Origin of the sequence: Carboxylicivirga sediminis (assembly GCF_018156225.1) — a bacterium.
Taxonomy (GTDB): domain Bacteria; phylum Bacteroidota; class Bacteroidia; order Bacteroidales; family Marinilabiliaceae; genus Carboxylicivirga; species Carboxylicivirga sediminis.
In genome coordinates this window covers 1-19,292 of record NZ_JAGTAR010000057.1, presented here as the reverse complement: position 1 = coordinate 19,292, position 19,292 = coordinate 1, and the positions used below count along the sequence as shown (strand labels likewise).

The window sequence follows — 19,292 nt, the reverse complement described above, 5'->3', positions numbered from 1 at the left end:
GTACTGCGTAGAAGTGGGAGAGTAGGTCGCCGCCTTTTTTTTAGAGAAACCTCTTATTCATTCGAATAAGGGGTTTTTTGTGTTTAATAGGATTTTTTAATCACTGGTCCCTTTAGACTACAACCAAGTTACAGGTCTAAGCTTAGTTCTTACACTATCTGTAGAGGACAAACTTTAGTTCAGTTACGTCAAGAACTGCCTTGTTAGCTTAATATCTACCCTCATTAATTATATGATTAAATTGCCCTGGAATGTGTTCATTGCAGTATGCGAGTGTTGATTATATCTTTTATGCCTTTAGTGATCCTATTTAAGATAGTAGACACTCCTTCAATTGGATTGGTGAATACTGCAGCCCTATTAATTTGAATTTATACAATGCGCTACTAGCCTAAATTAAAGCTAAGCTCTTTATCATGATAAAATGTAAGGCGATAGAGTAATGATTTGAATTTGCTATATATCCTTCCAGGGCACTATTATAAGCTTAATTCATCATTGAATTGGAGTAAGGGCTTAATAAAACAAACCCCATTGAAAATGTTATCAATGGGGCTTAGGGAATCTTTACTTCTTAATATCTGGATATTCTATCCGTGCATGATAAATATTTTTGAGCTTATTTTTAAAGACCTCCTTAGCTTCAGTAATTTCTTTAAAAGTAATAGGGGCATTAATAAATTGGTCTTCCTCAATCTGAATATTAATAATCTTCTCCACCAATTTATCAATTTCATCATCCGAATAGCTTTTAAGGCTTCTGGAAGCTGCTTCGATGGAATCGGCCATCATTAAAATAGCTGTTTCTTTGGTAAAAGGTGTAGGGCCCGGATAAGAGAATGCAGATATGTCCGGTGTTTTCTCTGGGTATTTGTTAATATATGAATTGTAAAAATAGCGTGTTTTGGTAGTTCCCTGGTGGGTGGTGATAAAATCAATAATCTGACGTGGGAGGTTATGTTTCTGCGCCATTTTAACGCCATTATCGATGTGATTAATAACAATGCGTGCACTATCTTCAAAATCGAGTTTAGTATGCGGATTTAAGCCACCAGCCTGATTTTCGGTGAAGAAAAGTGGTGATGCCATTTTACCTATGTCGTGATACATGGCACCGGCTCTCACCAATGCTGGGTTGGCATCCAATTTATAAGCTACTTCCTGAGCCAGATTACCTACTTGTATACTATGCTGGAAAGTACCAGGTGTTGCCTCCGCCATTTCTCTTAAAACAGGATGGTTAGTATCGGCTAATTCAATAAGAGTAACATCCGATAGAAAGCCAAAAATACGTTCGAAAATCCAAATCAGTGGATACACCATTAGTAACATTACTCCATTGGCGGCATAATAGGCAAACATGACCGGATTGATGTTTTTCAACGTGCCTTCCTGCCACAATAATAGAGATGTATAAAAGAGCGAATAGGTGAGTATAATGAGCATAGCTGTTCTGACGATGTGGCTGCGACGCGTCATGCGGAATAAGCTAAACATGGCCACTAATCCAACAGGTATCTGAATAAATACAAACTCAAAGCTGTTTTGAGCAAAAAAAGCGCAAATAAGTATGGTGATCACATGCATAAAAAAGGCCAGACGACTATCGAGGAATGTTCTAATGATGATCGGAAGAATGGCAAATGGTATGATGAAGAATGGAAAATGTACAAAAAACTGGTTTAAGCTGGCAAAAAATACCATCGTAAGTGTTATCAGCAGAATAAAACTGATGGAACTGATAGAATTGAATACGTCTCTTCTAAAGTAGAAAAGGAATAGATAGATAGAGGTAAACATGAGGGCTACCAGTAAAAGCTGCCCTGACAGAATAAAATAGTAATCGGTATCTGATACAATGTTGGCTTCGTATTTGCGCCTTAATGAATCCAAGACCTTTTCGATTTCACTTGTTACAATCTCGCCCTGGTCAATGATACGCTGACCTGCCAATACTCGCCCCGATGTAAGTGAAATATTTTTTCTTAGCTGGGCTAGCTCTGTCGCACTTCGTTCTTCATTAATAAGTACGTTGGCCTTTATGTATTTATTAAGTTGCAGACTGTTGATTAGCTGCGAAACTTCGCCAATTATCTGATCTTCCTCAAGTGGTAAATCAGTGGCGGAATTTCTGGCAAGTCGTTGGTAAGCACTGGTCCGTTGTTCTAACTCAGAAAGCTCATAGGGCTCCACGTAAGTGCCTTTGATTAGCATCATCTCAAAGGAGGGCTGGGCATCCACATACTCTTCGGGCAGAAGAATGATACCCTGTGCGTATAGTTCATTGAGATTGTCAATGATGCTATTCTTTAGTAAAGCAAAATAGTTGATTTTATCTTTATTGCCTTTAGCCAGGAGAGGATAATTATCCTGATTATTATTAACAAATGCATCATAGTCATTCACAAACTGCTCCTTGATGCTTTGAACCATAGATGTGTCAAACTCAAAATAAGGGCGATAATTCTTTAGGGCCGCGTTGGTCTCATCGTTAAGTTCAGCTTGTGTTTTGTAAATAGGAAAGTCAAATGGTGCAATCAAGGTTTGGTGTTTCCAGGGTGTACCATTCTGATATTCATATGCAAATTTCCCTGTTTTGGGAAGCAAATAGGTGACAATAACAATGCTGATAACGAAAAGAAGTATCCTTACAAATGGCTTGTAAAACTTGCTTTTAAATCCAGAAAACAGTTCGAGCATAATCCTAAAATTTTATTAAAGGCATAATTAATATGACCAAAGATAGCTAAAGGTAAGTTTTTTTACCCCAATTTTGTTCATGATAGTAGTGCGTGCTGCTATTCCTGTCGTTATGCGATAGGACCATTGAAGCGAATATAAATAAGTGATTTGATGGAAAAATCTATTTGTACGTATGGTTTCATACCAGTAAGAAATGAGGCGAGTGAACGCTCTGAGATGGTAACTCAATTGTTATTTGGAGATACTTTTGATGTACTAGAAAGAGAGGGTGACTGGTGCAAAATACAACTGCATGATGATAATTACTTAGGGTGGGTGAATGCGAAACTGGTTGTCAAACTCTCAGAAAAGGAGGTGGAAAGGTGGATGAATGCCGAGAAATGGACAGTGCCGGCACCCTTTATCAGAGTGGTTTCTGAACCAGATAAAACAACGCACCTTCTATCGGGTGGCAGTAGTGTCTTTTTTAATAGTAGCGACCGAAATAGCTTCACAATAGGAAATAAGGAGTATTATCTATCCGGTAATTATAACGCTTCTAAACCCGCTGGTTCAATAGCCGATAATGCCACGGCCTTTATTAATGCCCCTTATTTATGGGGAGGACGGAGTTTTTACGGGATCGACTGTTCCGGTTTTACCCAGGTTGTGCTGAAGATGGCCGGATTACAATTACCACGTGATGCTTCACAGCAAGTTGAACTGGGTTCAATCATTAGTTTCGTTGAAGAAGCTGCACTAGGCGACCTGGCTTTTTTCGATAACGAGGAAGGTGCCATTACACACGTGGGGATTTGCCTAGGTAAAGGCGATATCATTCATGCTTCAGGGCGTGTAAGAATTGATAAACTTGATCATCAGGGCATATTCAATGACGAGACACGGACCTACACCCATAAACTGCGTGTGATTAAACGTATATTATAATGGTTTATACTTATGAATATCCGCGCCCGGCAGTAACCACCGATGTTGTTCTGTTGGCAAAACAGACACGGCAACTGTTGTTGATACAGCGAGGTAATGAGCCTTATAAAGGCTTATGGGCTTTGCCAGGTGGCTTTGTTGATATGGACGAAGAATTGTCGGATGCAGCTTTGCGCGAATTAAGGGAAGAGACAGGGATAGATACCATAGCCATAGAACAATTTAAAACCTATGGAGGCGTAAATCGTGACCCGCGCCATCGTACTATCTCAGTAGTTTACATAGCTGTAACCGGGCAGCCATTATTTGCCCAAGGTATGGATGATGCGGCTGATGCCAGGTGGTTTGATATAGATAAATTACCGCACTTAGCTTTTGATCATCAGCTGATTATCGAAGAGGCCCTTCAGTTTCTAGCCAATAATGGAGGCCTTTAAAATGTCATAGGTTTCAGGTCCTTTGCTAAATAAAAGGTCAATCACACTCAGGTTTGGGACAAAAGAATATTTCTCCGCAAATACCTGTCGATATTCAATGGTTTGGTATTGTTTATCATTTTCAGGCAATGATTTGGGATGAATAATTCTACGCAGATCGTTAGGTTGATCGCTGGTAGCCACATACTCATCACTTAGCCTAATATTTACATCCAGCTCTAATTCATCAAGCATCGTCTTGAATAAGCCCATATTAAAGTCTATCAGGTATTTGTATTGCTTATGATAGAATGGGGCGAAGTCATCGGCGTAATACTCAAAAAATGGGGAACTGTTATAGGCCGACACAATTGAACGCCAGTGTTGCTTTTGCCAATCCATGTCATAGCTGATGACCGTTTCTTTAATGCTTGTTCGGCTTCCTTTGATATTGGTAACCGGTATGGCCAGGTGCATTGGCCCATTGGCACCAGCAATTGAGCAGCGGTTGGCATATGTTTTTCGTTGGTAGTTAGCCTGCTGTTCAATAACCACAGCATCAGCATTAACAATGTGCGAAAAGAGCTGCACAGGTCCTAAATAAGTCAGCGGAATTATCTTAGTTGTCGGCATTCGTATCACTTAATTCTTCGGTATATTCAGGCGTATCGTCGATTGGCTCTTTCTTTTTCTTTGATTTGATAAAAAAGTAAGAGGCACCGGCAATAACACCTGTCAGAAATACAATAATGAGCAGGATGGCCAGTGAAACACGTACTTCGTTAAACAGAATATTGACTCTGACCGGGGCGGCATTTTGTACAGAGAAAATCACCAATATGGCCGATAAAATCAGAAATACCCAGAATGATTTTTTCATTTGAAAGCAGTTAAAAGTTATGCGTGCAAGATAGGCATTTTATCACTTAGTGTCCGAAAGTTTTTCAACCCGGCCTATAATATGGTTTTCGGGCACAAAACCCCAGTAGCGGCTATCGAAAGAATGCTTTTGATTATCACCGGCTACCCAGTAGTAGTTCATTTTAAAGGTATATTCTTTGCTGTTTTTACCATTTATCAGAATTGTGTTGTTTTTTATAGCCAGGTGGTTATCTTCATACGCTTCAATAATGCGCCTGTACAAAGGAATATTAGTCATTGTAAGTCGCACTGTTTTACCTTTGGTAGGTATGATGATGGGGCCCATATAGGATGCATTCCAGAAGTAACTGGCCTGAAATGGGAATACATAGGTGTTGGGCATATTCATAGTTTCTTCTTCAATATTCAGGTATGCTCCCCAATTGTTTTCTTCCACCAGCTTTCGCTGTATCTCAATTTGCTGAGTGCCGTTTTCCCTGTATGTGGTATGGGCTTTTTTTCTAATAGCTTCTTTAATATGGTCGGGAGTGGATGAACGTAAACTGTATTTGGCAACAAATAATTCGTTGCATGCCAAACGCTGATTATTGATGAAATATTCGCCATTGCTTATGCTCATGGTATCGCCAGGCAAAGCTATCAGCCGTTTAATAAATATCTTACGATTATTCACCGGATTGTGCTGAACTTCAGCTTTGAGAAGTGGATTGTAGCTTTTGGTTGTTTGGTATTGTCTTTTAACAAAGTGATAGTTTTCCTCTACGTGCTTTACAAAGCTGGTATCTGCTTCGGGGAAATGAAAGGCCAGCACATCGCCGTGTTTCATGGGTGAATAACCAGGTAATCTGCGGTATTTCTGACATTGATTAACCTGGCGGGCTGGTCCGTAGGCTAATTTATTAATGACAATTAACTCATTAATGTTATGAGCCGGGCTCATACTGCTCGACTGCATGGTGTAAAAGCTAATGGCGTATGTATTAACAAACCCAATAAAGAGGATGGAGATACCTAAGGCCAGTAACCATTCAAGCCACTTTACCCTGGCGCGTGCTATCTGATTAGAATAATTGCGCAGCCAATGTTTAAGAGCCGGGTGCCAAAGCAACACACTTACCAGGCAAAGCAGGCTGATGAGTACCCAGCTTTGACTCCAGATGGCCAGTAATAGCCAGATAATAATCAGTAAATATTGTAAGGCAGCTTTCACTCTTTATATAAAAAAGGGAAGCTCCTGTTTGAGCTTCCCGGTTGTATTTAGTTGTGTACTATTTTAAAGAATCTATCCCAACGGATATTGGCAGGGAATCCTTTGTCGGTATCAAGCGACAGCCAGACGAGGATGGGCTTACCAACAATATGGTCTTCGGGTACAAAGCCCCAGTAGCGCGAGTCGGCTGACTTGTGGCGGTTATCACCCAGCATAAAGTAGTAGTTCATTTTAAAGGTATAGCTGCTTGTCAACTCACCATTAATGTATATCTGGTTATTCTTCACCTCCAGTTTATTACCTTCGTAGGCCGTGATGATACGTTCGTAAATCACCAGATTTTTCATGTTCAGCTCCACCGTTTCTCCTGCTTCAGGCATTTTTAATGGCCCAAAGTTGTCGCGGCTCCAATTATAGTCGCTACTGAACGGGAAAACCTGGAAACCGCTGCCATTAGGCTTTTCTTCTTCTATTTCGATGCTTTTGATAAACGACATGCCTTTTACCTGTTCAGCTTTGTCTTTGCTCAACGGCAGGTAATAGTTAGGCGGAATGCCTTGCTGATCGGCCTTTGATATGCCCATGCGCTCAAAGAAACGGTCGTTAAGGACTGTCCCATCCGTTGTTATCTGGTAATTGTGCTGAATATCTTCAGGGTTGGTAACGGCTTCGCCATTGATGTATATCTGGTTGCTACGTATCTCAAACACATCACCGGGGATAGCCACACAGCGTTTGACGTAGTTGTCGCGACGGTCAACCGGGCGGTATAACACCTCGCCAAAGGTATTGGGGTCATTCGCAATCACCTTGCGGCCAATGTTCATCAGGAAGTGGTTGCGCTCCCAGTCGGAGTTAAAAGGTTGCTTTGGCATCAGTTCCTGATTGCGCATCAGCTGCGACTTACCAGCTTCCATCATCAGGTTGTAATAGTCAGGATTGGTTTGTCTGAACGGCACCGTATCACCTGCCGGGAAATTAAACACCACAATGTCGTCGCGTTTCACATCGCCAAACCCTTTCAAACGTTTATAGTCCCAATGGGGCCAGCTGGTGTATGATTTGGTATTGATAATCGGGAAGGTATTTTGCACCAACGGAAACGCAATAGGTGTATTGGGCATACGTGGACCATAGCTTACCTTGCTCACAAATAGATGGTCGCCTACCAGCAATGATTTTTCAAGCGAGCTGGTGGGGATTTTATAGTTCTGAAACAGGAAGATATTAATCATGTACACGGCAATAAGTGCAAATACCAATGCATCGGTCCATTCGACAATAGCACTTGGTTTTTTGCCGTCTTTTGTTTTCTTCCAGAAGTCCCAGGGTATTTTCCTGGTGATGTAGTTATCAAATATCAATGGGTAAAGCAGTAGTAACCAAAAGTTACCCACCCATACTACCCAAAGGATGAAGATGATACTGGCCACTGCCAGTTTAATCCATTTAATTAGAGGTACATTTTGCATTAGAGTTCTGTTTAGGTTAGAAGTTTAATAAGTCGTTCATACTTAAGAAGCCTTTGTTTTGAGCGGCAAACTCGGCCGCTAATACTGCTCCCAAGGCAAAACCGTGTCGCGATTTGGCACTGTGGTGAATGATGATTTCATCAACGGGCGATTCGTATTTGATGGTATGAATACCAGGTACCTCGCCTTCGCGGATGGCTTTGATGGCTATATCGGAACTGTTTTCTTCTTTGTAGAGTTTCCAGTTGCTTTTTGCATCCATATTTTCGATGATGCCTTCGGCCAGGGTGATAGCGGTTCCGCTTGGTGCATCCAGCTTTTGCGTGTGGTGCACTTCTTCCATCGACACGTTGTACTCGCTCATCTTATTCATGATGCGGGCCAGCTGTTTATTAAGCTCAAAAAAGATATTCACACCCAGGCTGAAATTGGAGGCATAGAAAAATGTTTGCTCCCCGTTTTTACAGCGTTCTTCTATTTCAGGTAGTTGGTCTAACCAGCCTGTAGTCCCCGAAACAACCGGAATATTAGCTTCGAAGCATTTTAAGTAGTTGGAGTATGCGGCTTCGGGACGCGTAAACTCAATGGCTACATCGGCCGACTTAAAGCTGTCATCGTCGAACGAGTCATCGCGCGATACATCAATGATGCTTACAATTTCATGTCCACGGTCGAGCGCAATTTTTTCAATTGCCTGACCCATTTTTCCATACCCAATAAGTGCTATTTTCATTTTAAATCTATTTCTACAGTGCCTGTTCAGGTTTTCACCCACAACATTGATTTGTTGAATTATGAAGGGTTGAGTGTTTTACATGTATCAAAATCAACAGTAAAACATAGCCTTCAGGCAAAGATAAAAAATTAGTGAGTATGTCAGCAGTATTCGAACTCTTTAGCATTGTAATGCGCCTTACTTTAACCTTTCTTTAACGAATAGGTACTACAGTAGAGTTTTTGTTTCGGTAATTACCACCCGGTAAGGTGGCATCTGTCTTTTTAGTCGATAACCTGGCTTTTTTGCTCAAATAGCTGGTTGTGTAAGAAAGTTGTCTGGCTTTTACCCAGAGTGCTCTAAGAAAAAGTGAGAAATTTCTGTGAATTTACCAGCTTATTCTGACTTTTTTACAGGCTCTTGTAACAAAAGTGCAGATGGTTCTGGTTAAAAGACAGACTCATCTGGCCAAATGCCAGACGCTTGTGTGAAAAAGCCAGTGCTTTGAGTGAATTTGCCAGGTTGATGAGCTATAATACCAGAAGACTGCATTAATTTGCCTGACGCACCAGCGGATGAGGATGACCGATGATTCTGACAGACAGGAATACTTATTGACGCATTAGACCGTTTATAAAACAGAGTTCGATTTAAATTTTATCTTTGCCAATGTCAAGCATATAAATTATAAGTAATGAAGTATTTGTTATTTGTTTCTGTTATTTTAGTCTCGTGTTTTACATTTAGCACAAATGGGCAGTCCTACCGAAAAATATCTACACCCGAATACATCGATCAGTATAAAGATTTAGCCATTAAAGAGATGAAGCGGGCAGGTATTCCGGCAAGTATCACCATGGCTCAAGGGATATTAGAGTCAGGGAGCGGTAACAGTACTTTGGCGCGTAAATCAAATAACCATTTCGGGATTAAGTGCCATAGTGATTGGAAAGGTAAACGCGTGTATCATGATGATGATAAGCGAGGTGAGTGTTTTCGAAAGTACAAAACCGTGTATGAGTCGTATATCGATCATTCTGAGTTTTTGGTTGGTAAGCAGCGCTATGCCAGTCTGTTCGAGCTAAAAACAACCGATTATAAAGGATGGGCCAAGGGGCTTAAAAAAGCCGGTTATGCAACTGATCCGAAATATGCCCATCGACTGATTGATATTATCGAAAAGAATAAGCTATACCTGCTGGATGAGAATAAAAAATGGCAGAAGCAGAGCACGACTAAAGGTGATGATAAGTTTGAAATAACGACCTACAACACGCATGTGGTGGATTACAACAATGGTGTTAAGTACATCCGGGTTGAAGAGGGTGATACCTTCGACTCTGTATCGGAAGAGTTTGGATTGCGACCATGGGAGTTGTACCACTACAACGATGTTGCTTCAGGCACAAATATTCAGGACTACCGATATATTTATATACAGGGTAAAAAAGGTAAAGCCCATAGAAGCCACGAATACCATGTGGTAAAAGAAGGGGAGACCTTGCATTACATTTCTCAAAAATATGGTGTGAAAATGAGTAAGCTGCAGCGATTTAATAACCTTGGCAAAAGTGAAAAGGTTAAAGCGGGAGATAAGTTGAGTTTAAGGCGCAGGAAGAAATAGACAGACATTAGATAACAATTGAAAATGGCCTTAAGCGATGTGTCTTAAGGCCATTTTTATTTCTGGTAATTATAGGATGGATTCAATCTGCTCGCAATCAAAACCCCTTAATAATTCTTCAATTGTCATGCGTTTTTTACCAGCCAGTTGTAGCTGAGTAATGTTTAAAACTCCGTTGCCGGTGCCAATGCTCAGGTAAGTTTTATTATCTGAATCGAACTGGCCGGGAGCAAGCTGCTTGCTTTTATTGCGTTCGGCAAAAAACAGTTTGCAGCTGATATCTTTTCCGGTCTTCATCTTAAACTCGGTCCATGCTGTTGGGTAAGGCGACAGGCCACGGATATGATTACGGATGGACTCGGCATCTTGCTGCCAGTCAATGCGGCAATCGTCCTTAAATATTTTGGGCGCATGCTTCAGCAGGTTATCATCATTATCCTGCGGCAGAGCTTCAGCCCTTCCTTCTTCAATGGCTTTTACGGTTTTTACCACCAAACCAGCTCCCAGCACCATCATCTTGTCATGCACGGTACCAGCAGTATCATCATCAGTAATTGGCATTTTCTCCTGAAAGATAATGTTACCGGTATCTATTTCATGCTTTAAAAAGAAGGTGGTAACGCCGGTTTCTTTATCGCCATTGATGACTGCCCAGTTAATAGGAGCCGCACCACGATAACGTGGTAATAATGAACCATGCAGGTTGAATGACCCCATTGGAGGCATGTTCCACACCGCCTCGGGCAGCATGCGGAAGGCTACAATAATCTGCAGGTCTGCTTTAAGCGCCTTTAGCTCTTCCAGAAATTCCGGGTTCTTTAGTTTTTCGGGTTGCAACACCGGAATGTTTACCGATAAGGCATATTCTTTTACGGGCGATTGTTTTAGCTTCTGTCCACGGCCCGCAGGGCGATCAGGAGCTGTTACCACGCCTACAATATTATATTGGTTTTCCACCAGTGCTTTCAGGCTTTCCACAGCAAAATCAGGAGTGCCCATAAACACGATGCGTAATTGTTTGTCAGCCATGTGTTATTATGTTTACGGTTATTCTTTTAATTCACGGTTTCCTTTATGATGTGGCGGAAAATAGGGGCAGTGCTTGCACCCATTGCCACAACAGTAGCCGCGCTCCTTCAGGTATTTCTCAGTCATCACTCTAAAGCCCCTGGGATCCATGTAATAGTCAATATTTTCCTTTAGCGGCTCTGACATATAATAATCGTCGATATTCATTTTTGATGTTTAATTGACAAAGATAAGGTGAAATATGGATAAGTAGGCCAAAACTATTGCTCTATAAACAGGAATCGCCTCAATGTTGATATAACAGCATTGAAGCGAATCTTTACAATAAAAAAGCTCTTCAGAACTTAATCAAGTCTTAAATCCTATGATTGGATACTTTCCAGGTTACTTCTGACTAAATTGTTTCATAAACTGCACACGCAGGTAACCCGCCGGATTAACTGCCTTTGATTGACTGAGTGAACCGCGTAAGTCGTCCAGAGTTTTAAATTCGTGCTTTTGCATCCATTTATCCAGCTCATAGTTAAATCGCTCAATTGAGTCGATACCATTTTTGTATAAGGTACTGGCCAGTTGTACCACTTGTGCACCGGCCAGCAGCATTTTTAAAATCGTGCGTGAATCATGAATGCCTGTCGTGGCAGCCAGGTCACATTCTGTTCGGCTGGAAGTAAGGGCAATCCACCTTAGAGGCATGGTATATTCATACTCCTGGCTGAAAATATGAGTGGGGATCACTTCAAGATTGTCCACATCAATGTCAGGTGAGTAGAAACGGTTGAAAAGCACCAGTCCGGCAATGCCCGTCTTTGATAAACGGGTGATAATATCGGCCAGGTTCGAGAAATAATGACTTATTTTAATGGCCACTGGTATATTCACCTCTTTTAGCACGGCTTCAATAATGTCAAAATACACCTGTTCATTATCAAGGCCTTTACGGTCAGTATCCGATGGTAATGAGAAAATATTCAGTTCTATGGCATCGGCACCGGCATCCTGCAGGTTACGCGCATAGGCGGGCCAGTTATGCGATGTGATGCAGTTGACACTGGCTATAACCGGTATATTCACCTCTTTTTTGCAATCGTTGATAAGCTTGAGGTATTCACTCAAAGTGCCTTCAACGTCAAAGGTGTCGTAATAATCCATGGTTTCCGGGTAGAGGTAGTTTTCAGAGTGCATGCGGTGCAGTTCACGTTCCATCTCCGTCACAATTTCCTCTTCGAATAATGATTTAAGAACAACGGCTCCGGCTCCGGCTTTCTCCAGGTGTTTAATGTCTTCAAGTGAGTTGGTCAATCCTGAGCTGGCGGCTATTATCGGGCTGCTTAACTTCAGTCCCATGTAGGTTGTTGAAATGTCGGGCATAATTCTGAATTTTATTGAATAAAGGGGTTAAAAACTAAAATTCTTCACAACTTTAAATGCTTAATAGCATGTGTCATGATTAAACAAATAAAGAATTCGTATTGTTGCGTGGGGCTGATGTCGGGTACATCCTTAGATGGGTTGGATCTTGTGCTTTGTGAGTTTAAGCGACAATCAAAGAAATGGTCGCACCAGATTCTGAAGTATGCCACAGTGGCCTATCTGCCGGAATGGAAGAAACGCCTGCAGCAAGCGCCTGATGCCTCAGGAAGAGAGTTGATGCAGTTGCACCGTGATTATGGGCGATGGGTTGCTAAGGAGGTTAAATTTTTTATTAAGGATGCTCATAGCCAGCCCGACTTTTTAGCATCGCACGGACATACTGTTTTTCATGAGCCTGCCAGTGGTATGAATTTTCAGTTGGGTGATGGCCACATGATTGCCGCTGAAACAGGTATTACGACCATATCTGATTTCAGAAGTCTTGATGTATGTTTAAACGGTCAGGGAGCACCACTGGTACCCATCGGTGACGAACTGCTGTTTTCAGAATATCAGGCTTGTGTGAATATTGGCGGTTTTGTTAATGTCTCCTGTAATAAAGGTAGCAAGCGTATCGCCTGGGATATCTGTCCGGCTAATTTTATTGCTAACCGACTGGTGGAGCAAAAGAATTTGTTGATGGACGAAGATGGAGCTATTGGCGCCGTCGGTCAGGTAATAGTCGAATTGCTTGATAAGCTAAATGATTTACCCTACTACAAGCAGGCGGCTCCAAAGTCATTGGCGCAGGAGTGGGTTGAGCGTTTTATGTGGCCTTTGTTAAATAAGTATCAGCATTATTCGCTGAGTGACCGGCTTAGAACTTTCTATGAGCATATGGCCACAATTATAGCCAATGATCTGAATAAGCAAGCACCGGCAGGTACTTATCTGTTTACTGGAGGTGGGGTTTACAACAGCTTTTTAATGATATTAATACGTGAGAAAGTATACGGAAATGTGGTAATACCCGCTAATGTGCTGGTTGAGTATAAGGAAGCACTTATTTTTGCACTACTTGGATTATTACGATTAACAGGAGAAACCAACTGTCTGAAAAGTGTTACCGGCGCATCAAGCAATTGTTCTTCCGGCAGTATTTGTGGATAAACACATGTGATTGGAAAGGTAAAAAGAAACTGGTGGAGCCTCAATGGTCATTGTCAATCTTATCACTAATCACACCCTTTAAATGACCAAATTACTTGACCGCAGAAATAAGTAATGGCATCCACCAGCACCTCTTACTTAAAGAAACACATCAACTATAAATATGTTTACGCATGATTAAAAAATAGCGCATAAAAAAAGGAGGCATGGCCTCCTTTTGCTGTATATTGAGTTGTTTCTACTCTTTGTTGTTGTATTTGAAGAACTCAAGATTGTGCCCCATTTTCTCTTTCTTGGTCTTCATATAATGTTCGTTATGCGGATTGGGAGTTACCTCAATGGAGATATTGTCGACCACCTCTAATCCATAGCCCTCCAGTCCGATACGTTTGATCGGATTGTTGGTCATTAGGCGCATTTTTCTAACGCCTAATTCACGAAGGATTTGTGCGCCAACTCCATAATCGCGCTCATCCTCTTCAAATCCCAATTCAATATTGGCATCAACTGTATCCAGACCTTCTTCCTGCAGTTTATAGGCGGCTATTTTATTCATGAGGCCAATACCACGGCCTTCCTGATTCATGTATACAACCACGCCTTTGCCTTCGTTCTCAATCAATTCCATGGCTTTGTGCAATTGCTCACCACACTCGCAGCGCAACGACCCAAAGATGTCGCCGGTGGCACAGGATGAGTGTACGCGTACCAGAATAGGTTCTTCTTCGGTCCATTCCCCTTTAATCAGTGCCATGTGTTCAAGGCCGTTTGATTTCTGTTTGAACGGGATAAAACGAAAATCACCCACTGCAGTAGGTAGGTTGACTTCAACACCTTTAATAATCAGGCTTTCTTTTTGTAATCGATAGGCAATTAAGTCCTTTATGGTAATGATCTTCAGCTGAAACTTCTCGGCAATTTTCACCAGCTGTGGGAGACGCGCCATTGTACCGTCTTCGTTAAGAATCTCTACCAATACAGCCGACGGATGCAAACCAGCTAAGCGCGCCAAATCAACACCTGCTTCGGTGTGGCCGGCACGGCGAAGTACACCTCTGTTTTTTGCCTTAAGTGGGAAGATATGCCCTGGGCGTCCAAGCTCTTCCGGTTTTGTTTCCGAATTTGTTAATGCCAAAATGGTTTTGGCTCTGTCTGAAGCTGAAATACCAGTTGTACAGCCATAGCCCAATAAATCAACAGATACTGTAAAAGGCGTAGCATGGCTGGCTGTGTTTTTGCCTACCATTAAATCCAACTCCAGCTCTTCACATCTTTCTTCTGTTAACGGCGTGCAAATTAAGCCACGTCCATGGGTGGCCATGAAATTCACCTTTTCAGGTGTCATCAATTCGGCTGCAGCAATAAAATCGCCTTCATTTTCTCGATCTTCATCATCTACAACAATGATTAGTTCACCATTTTTTATTGCTTCAATAGCCTCCGGTATTGAATTTAATTCAAATTCTTGTTCTGCTGACATTTGCTCTAGTTATTTCGACAGTGTTAACCGCTATGGGACTGCAAAATTAATGAAAATAAGCACCTAAACAATGAAATGCCTCAGGTCTTGGATTTTGTTTCATCTTCTTTTTCTCTGTCCAACCGGTTTTGTAAATCAAACTTCTCCCGTTTAAATAGTTTCTGGAAGAATATTCTGTACGCATCGGCGTTGAGCAGGGTTGAGTCGGTGGCTGACTTATAGGTTAAGAATACACCCAATGGAAACAAGATGGCGGATGATAACCACATGCCCTGGTAAACTTTCCAGGCACCTTCATTGGCAAACTTGGCTCCAAGTGTATCGATGATGTAATAGAATATAAAAAACAAGACGGAAATAACTACCGGCATGCCCAGTCCTCCTTTACGAATAATGGCTCCTAATGGTGCGCCAATAAAGAAAAAGATAAAGCAGGCAAACGAAAGGGTAAACTTTCGGTGTACCTCCATGTAATGCCGTGTTATTTTTTGCCTGTAGTTTTTGTAACGTGATAACTTACCTTCCAACTGGCTGCGATTGTCTTGCGCCTGACGCTTAGCCCCCTCAATGGCAATAAGCTTTTGGTGATCATTCATCGCCAGTAGCAGCGAGTCGTAGTCAAGGGATTTAACGGAATCTAAAGCCAGCTGTGGCGCTTCCTTGTTTCTTCTTTGGTAGTAACGTCTTTGTTGAAAGAAGAAATTCTCTGTTTGCTTACTGACTTCTCCAAGCAATGTATTCTTCTCCATATTTAAGGTATCGATGCCACTCTTTAATTGGGTCAGGTTTTTCATCCGGTCGTTACTGGAGAATAGCTTCTCATCGCTTCGTTCCAGATTATGACCCTCCATTTCAAACAGGGCAATCTGCTTCTTAAATTTATCTTGTCTGAATCGCTGTTTCTCTCGGTCATCAAGCCTTTTTCGCTGACTTTGTACGTTTTCTTCAAAACGGATGCCATCCATGAGTGTTAGCTTCATATAGCCATTATCCTCCGATACCTGCAGCTTGCCTGAATCGGCGAGCGTTACATTAGAATTGGGATTCCGACTGTCACGGTGGTCGTATATCATGACATCCTGCATTAATCCTGTTTCAGGATCTTTGCTGCTTATTTTAATTCTGAAATCTTCAATGCCATCGTAAAAAATCTGCTCCTTAATTTCCAGCTCCGGTTTCTTTTGCTTAACCGACCACAGTAACGTATACAGTTTAAGGTTGGCCCAAGGCAATACATTATTTGAGAATCCAAAAGCCAGTACCGAGATGATAATGGTTACATAAATCAACGATTTCATGGTGCGAAGCAGCGATACGCCTGAAGCTTTAATAGCCGTGAGTTCATAGTTCTCGCCCAGGCTGCCAAAGGTCATCAGTGAGGCCAGCAGTATGGCTAATGGCAAAGCCATGGGTATTACCTGAACAGAGGCATAGAACATAAGTTCGGCCAGGGTGAAAAAGTCTAGTCCTTTACCCACCAAATCATCAACATATCGCCACAGAAACTGCATTACCAATATGAATAACGATATAAAGAAGGTCATGGCCAATGGACCCAGGTAACTTTTTAAAATAAACAGGTGTAGCTTCTTCATGTTCTCATTAATCTCACTAAAGATGATTCTTAGTCATCAGCATGGCAAAGTTAGTCAAACATTAAAACAACCAAGCATTGTTAATTAGGTTTTTATTGTGGTAATGGGTTTAGGAGATATTAGCGGTGTAGTTACTTCAGTTTTTTTTATTAATGATTTGTGGTTCTGGCCATACGTCGAAACCATCTGTTTACAGCAGGTTTAATATTATCGATTTGCAGAAGTGCTGAGTCATTGGCAGATTGATAACCTACAAATATGGCAATAATTGATAGGATGGCTGAAGCCAGCCACATACCTATATAGGCTGGTAGTATCTCTTCGTGCACCATGTTTGCTCCAAAAGTATCTATTAGGTAATAGACAATGAAGAATGCGACTGCAACAACAACGGGCATTCCTAAACCTCCTTTGCGAATTATAGCGCCCAGGGAAGAACCGATAATAAAGAATATAAAGCAGGTGAAAGGGAGTGTGAATTTACGATGTAATTCAACCTGATGAGCTAATTCTTCAGCTTTTAGCGATTTAAATTGGCGGATATCTTTATTGATGGTAAGCAGGTCTTCCTGAGCGTTACGTTTGGCACTGGCTAATACCATGTGATTAATCACTTGCTTAACTTCAGTTGGTGCCTTGTATGAGCTGTTATTGCTGGATGCTATGGTTAATGACGCAGGCAACTTTTTATGATTGTTGGTGCTAATGAGTTTTGAGAGCTTAGACTGTTGATGTTGTAATGCTTCTATATCAGTTATTAACTGATTCAGGTTTTTCATTTTGTTATGACTGGCGTAGGCTGCTTCATCAATTTTTGTAAACTCACTATCATTCATATCAATGAAGCTAATTTGCGTTTTAAAAACATCTTGTTGATAATGAGCTTTATCCTTAGATTTTAAGCCGGATGAAGTATTGGATACATTCTCTTCATACCTGATGCCATTGTGAAGTGTTATCCGCATCATATTGTTTTTTTCGTCCACCTTAATCATACCCTGGTCGGCAATTGTAACATTTGAAGCAGGATGCTTGGCGTTGCTGTGATCATAAATCATTACATCATGTAATTTGCCAGACTCTCTGTCTTTAGATTCGACCTTGATATTGAAAGTGTTTAATTGGTTAAATACTTTTTCCTTAATTTCCAGTTCTGGTTGGTGTAATTTAATGGAATGAAGGAGCGAATAAAACTTACGATTAGCCCATGGCATAATATTGTCAGAGAAGGTAAAAGCTAAAAGTGATAGTAATGCGGTAAGCAATAGTAGTGGTTTCATGGTTTGATACAGTGAAATGCCAGAGGCTTTTATGGCTGCCAATTCATAATTTTCACCCAAATTACCAAAGGTCATTAGAGATGCCAGAAGTATTGATAAGGGTAAAGCCATTGGAGTAACTTGTAAAATGGCATAAACGAAAAGTTCGGATAATGTGATGAACTCAAGTCCTTTGCCAACTAAAACATCAATGTATATCCAGAGTATCTGCAGCAGAAGGACAAATAGTGATATGAAGAAGGTGGTTGCTAAAGGACCAAGATAGCTCTTTAGTATATACTGATGGAGTGTTTTCATGGAAGGTTTTCGATAGGTTTATTGATATGACAAATAACCTATCAAATACGCTTATTTAAGGACGAAAAAACGCCCGGTTAATAACCAGGCGTCGATATTTTAGTAGGCAAATTGCATTTATACTGAACCAAGCCCATGCTTTAACTCATCAATCTGATTGTTCCATAATTCAATGGCATCTTCCTTTTCGTCCTCTTCGGCAAAATCAATTACTACCAATGCTGTTTCGCCAGTAAGGTCATCCACATTAATGCGGAATTCGAAAAAGGCTTTGTCGTCTTCATCGTCGAGCCAATGGTAACGCACCATTTTATTTTCTTTACGCAACACTTGTTCGGCTTGTTGTTCGGAGCCTTCCCAAACAAAAGTGAATATTTTACCCTTTAAATTTACATCATCGGCAAACCATTCTGATAGGCCACTGGGGCTGCTCAACCTCGAAAATAGTATGGAAGGTGAGGTTTTAATAATATATTCAAGTTCGAATTTTTCTTTTTGAGTAGGCATGTTGGTATTTTTAATAAGAATTGTATAACGGGTTACAATATAGCAGAATTCTTTAAAAAATTAAAACAGGCTTAAACTATGCATAAGCCCCAAAAAAATATTGATATAGATCTTGCTCTATCATAGGTTGTTTACGAACTGAGGAGGAAAAAATGAAAAGTTTTTTTGATTTTTAGTTGGCAGGAATAAAGTTTTGCCCTACATTTGCAACCGCAAAAACGGAGAAGCACAGCGGTGCTAACAACTCCAAAAAGCAATGCCGAGGTAGCTCAGCTGGTTAGAGCGCAGGATTCATAATCCTGAGGTCGGCGGTTCAAGCCCGCCTCTCGGTACAAAGGCCTTCAGATTTATCTGGAGGCTTTTTTGTTTTATAATCCTATTAGCACTGTGAGTTTCTGTACGATGATTTGTTCTAATTCAGAACTTAATAACCTGAGTTCGACATAAAATTACTGGCTCATATCGCTTATAAATGTTTAGTTTCAAGGAATATTTGTGAAAGCATAGTGAGCTATGGTGAACAGATATGACGATGAGAATGAATATTTATAAGTGAAACTCTAAGCTTTTCCTTAAATAATCGATTTACTGCTTTAAATTTCATCACCGTAGCTCGCTACGCTTCTGAAATT

The 19,292-nt window shown here is 41.0% G+C and carries 17 protein-coding genes and 1 tRNA gene; 5 read left to right on the top strand and 13 right to left on the bottom strand.

The features are described from left to right. Positions 1-567: 567 nt before the first annotated feature. A complete protein-coding gene (locus KDU71_RS22035) occupies positions 568-2,700 on the bottom strand; it encodes an HD family phosphohydrolase (RefSeq protein WP_212193291.1) in 2,133 nt (710 codons plus the stop codon). A gap of 153 nt (positions 2,701-2,853) precedes the next feature. Between KDU71_RS22035 and KDU71_RS22030 the strand changes: the two genes are divergently transcribed. Both KDU71_RS22030 and KDU71_RS22025 read left to right on the top strand, forming a co-directional pair. Beyond that, positions 2,854-3,630: a C40 family peptidase gene (locus KDU71_RS22030; protein WP_212193290.1), complete on the top strand. Its 777-nt coding sequence runs from the start codon at positions 2,854-2,856 to the stop codon at positions 3,628-3,630. Further along, positions 3,630-4,067 carry an NUDIX domain-containing protein gene (locus KDU71_RS22025; RefSeq protein WP_212193289.1) on the top strand — a complete coding sequence of 146 codons (438 nt, stop codon included), beginning with the start codon at positions 3,630-3,632 and terminating at the stop codon, positions 4,065-4,067. Before KDU71_RS22030 ends, KDU71_RS22025 begins: the two co-directional genes overlap by 1 nt. On the opposite strand, the gene KDU71_RS22020 is transcribed toward KDU71_RS22025, so the two are convergent. From KDU71_RS22020 to dapB, 5 genes are read right to left on the bottom strand one after another with little or no spacing between them, the layout of a single operon-like run. Beyond that, positions 4,044-4,679, bottom strand: coding sequence for a WbqC family protein (locus KDU71_RS22020; protein WP_212193288.1), 636 nt, complete (start codon positions 4,677-4,679; stop codon positions 4,044-4,046). The two genes, KDU71_RS22025 and KDU71_RS22020, sit on opposite strands and share 24 nt — an antisense overlap. Beyond that, on the bottom strand, positions 4,666-4,926 hold the full coding sequence (locus tag KDU71_RS22015; protein WP_212193287.1) for a LapA family protein: 261 nt from the start codon (positions 4,924-4,926) through the stop codon (positions 4,666-4,668). The genes KDU71_RS22020 and KDU71_RS22015 overlap by 14 nt, the downstream gene beginning before the upstream one ends. A 42-nt stretch (positions 4,927-4,968) precedes the next feature. Next, positions 4,969-6,138, bottom strand: a complete 1,170-nt coding sequence (gene lepB / locus KDU71_RS22010; RefSeq protein ID WP_212193286.1) for a signal peptidase I — start codon at positions 6,136-6,138, stop codon at positions 4,969-4,971. A 47-nt stretch (positions 6,139-6,185) separates the two neighbouring features. After that, positions 6,186-7,610 (bottom strand): signal peptidase I, encoded by a 1,425-nt coding sequence (gene lepB, locus KDU71_RS22005; protein WP_212193285.1) that lies wholly within the window; start codon positions 7,608-7,610, stop codon positions 6,186-6,188. Positions 7,611-7,626: 16 nt separating this feature from the next. Next, a complete protein-coding gene (dapB, locus tag KDU71_RS22000; RefSeq protein WP_212193284.1) occupies positions 7,627-8,343 on the bottom strand; it encodes a 4-hydroxy-tetrahydrodipicolinate reductase in 717 nt (238 codons plus the stop codon). Between the two features lie 676 nt (positions 8,344-9,019). Between dapB and KDU71_RS21995 the strand changes: the two genes are divergently transcribed. Next, positions 9,020-9,949, top strand: coding sequence for a glucosaminidase domain-containing protein (locus KDU71_RS21995; RefSeq protein ID WP_212193283.1), 930 nt, complete (start codon positions 9,020-9,022; stop codon positions 9,947-9,949). A gap of 69 nt (positions 9,950-10,018) precedes the next feature. Here KDU71_RS21995 and fmt read toward each other — a convergent pair whose 3' ends face one another. From fmt to KDU71_RS21980, 3 genes are all read right to left on the bottom strand, one after another. Further along, entirely contained in the window at positions 10,019-10,978 is a 960-nt protein-coding gene (gene fmt / locus KDU71_RS21990) for a methionyl-tRNA formyltransferase (RefSeq protein WP_244828655.1), read from the bottom strand. Between the two features lie 18 nt (positions 10,979-10,996). Next, positions 10,997-11,185 (bottom strand): DUF5522 domain-containing protein, encoded by a 189-nt coding sequence (locus KDU71_RS21985; RefSeq protein WP_212193282.1) that lies wholly within the window; start codon positions 11,183-11,185, stop codon positions 10,997-10,999. A gap of 177 nt (positions 11,186-11,362) precedes the next feature. Beyond that, positions 11,363-12,349: a dihydroorotate dehydrogenase-like protein gene (locus KDU71_RS21980; RefSeq protein WP_212193281.1), complete on the bottom strand. Its 987-nt coding sequence runs from the start codon at positions 12,347-12,349 to the stop codon at positions 11,363-11,365. 75 nt (positions 12,350-12,424) lie between these two features. On the opposite strand from KDU71_RS21980, the gene KDU71_RS21975 reads away from it, so the two are divergent. Then, a complete protein-coding gene (locus KDU71_RS21975; protein ID WP_212193280.1) occupies positions 12,425-13,501 on the top strand; it encodes an anhydro-N-acetylmuramic acid kinase in 1,077 nt (358 codons plus the stop codon). A gap of 238 nt (positions 13,502-13,739) precedes the next feature. Here KDU71_RS21975 and KDU71_RS21970 read toward each other — a convergent pair whose 3' ends face one another. The 4 genes from KDU71_RS21970 to KDU71_RS21955 all read right to left on the bottom strand — a co-directional run bounded on the left by KDU71_RS21970 (position 13,740) and on the right by KDU71_RS21955 (position 18,660). Continuing rightward, positions 13,740-14,981, bottom strand: coding sequence for a bifunctional 3,4-dihydroxy-2-butanone-4-phosphate synthase/GTP cyclohydrolase II (locus tag KDU71_RS21970; RefSeq protein WP_212193279.1), 1,242 nt, complete (start codon positions 14,979-14,981; stop codon positions 13,740-13,742). 80 nt (positions 14,982-15,061) lie between these two features. Next, on the bottom strand, positions 15,062-16,576 hold the full coding sequence (locus KDU71_RS21965) for an LptF/LptG family permease (RefSeq protein ID WP_212193278.1): 1,515 nt from the start codon (positions 16,574-16,576) through the stop codon (positions 15,062-15,064). 149 nt (positions 16,577-16,725) lie between these two features. Further along, a complete protein-coding gene (locus KDU71_RS21960; protein WP_212193277.1) occupies positions 16,726-18,153 on the bottom strand; it encodes an LptF/LptG family permease in 1,428 nt (475 codons plus the stop codon). 117 nt (positions 18,154-18,270) lie between these two features. Next, positions 18,271-18,660, bottom strand: a complete 390-nt coding sequence (locus KDU71_RS21955) for an START-like domain-containing protein (RefSeq protein ID WP_212193276.1) — start codon at positions 18,658-18,660, stop codon at positions 18,271-18,273. 258 nt (positions 18,661-18,918) lie between these two features. Between KDU71_RS21955 and KDU71_RS21950 the strand changes: the two genes are divergently transcribed. Further along, positions 18,919-18,992 (top strand) — tRNA-Met (locus KDU71_RS21950). Positions 18,993-19,292: the final 300 nt, after the last annotated feature.

Coding starts and splice junctions, on each gene's coding strand:
- KDU71_RS22035 (WP_212193291.1), bottom strand. CDS start 2,700: ATGCTCGAACTGTTTTCTGGATTTAAAAGCAAGTTTTACAAGCCATTT.
- KDU71_RS22030 (WP_212193290.1), top strand. CDS start 2,854: ATGGAAAAATCTATTTGTACGTATGGTTTCATACCAGTAAGAAATGAG.
- KDU71_RS22025 (WP_212193289.1), top strand. CDS start 3,630: ATGGTTTATACTTATGAATATCCGCGCCCGGCAGTAACCACCGATGTT.
- KDU71_RS22020 (WP_212193288.1), bottom strand. CDS start 4,679: ATGCCGACAACTAAGATAATTCCGCTGACTTATTTAGGACCTGTGCAG.
- KDU71_RS22015 (WP_212193287.1), bottom strand. CDS start 4,926: ATGAAAAAATCATTCTGGGTATTTCTGATTTTATCGGCCATATTGGTG.
- lepB (WP_212193285.1), bottom strand. CDS start 7,610: ATGCAAAATGTACCTCTAATTAAATGGATTAAACTGGCAGTGGCCAGT.
- dapB (WP_212193284.1), bottom strand. CDS start 8,343: ATGAAAATAGCACTTATTGGGTATGGAAAAATGGGTCAGGCAATTGAA.
- KDU71_RS21995 (WP_212193283.1), top strand. CDS start 9,020: ATGAAGTATTTGTTATTTGTTTCTGTTATTTTAGTCTCGTGTTTTACA.
- fmt (WP_244828655.1), bottom strand. CDS start 10,978: ATGGCTGACAAACAATTACGCATCGTGTTTATGGGCACTCCTGATTTT.
- KDU71_RS21985 (WP_212193282.1), bottom strand. CDS start 11,185: ATGAATATCGACGATTATTATATGTCAGAGCCGCTAAAGGAAAATATT.
- KDU71_RS21980 (WP_212193281.1), bottom strand. CDS start 12,349: ATGCCCGACATTTCAACAACCTACATGGGACTGAAGTTAAGCAGCCCG.
- KDU71_RS21975 (WP_212193280.1), top strand. CDS start 12,425: ATGATTAAACAAATAAAGAATTCGTATTGTTGCGTGGGGCTGATGTCG.
- KDU71_RS21970 (WP_212193279.1), bottom strand. CDS start 14,981: ATGTCAGCAGAACAAGAATTTGAATTAAATTCAATACCGGAGGCTATT.
- KDU71_RS21965 (WP_212193278.1), bottom strand. CDS start 16,576: ATGAAGAAGCTACACCTGTTTATTTTAAAAAGTTACCTGGGTCCATTG.
- KDU71_RS21960 (WP_212193277.1), bottom strand. CDS start 18,153: ATGAAAACACTCCATCAGTATATACTAAAGAGCTATCTTGGTCCTTTA.
- KDU71_RS21955 (WP_212193276.1), bottom strand. CDS start 18,660: ATGCCTACTCAAAAAGAAAAATTCGAACTTGAATATATTATTAAAACC.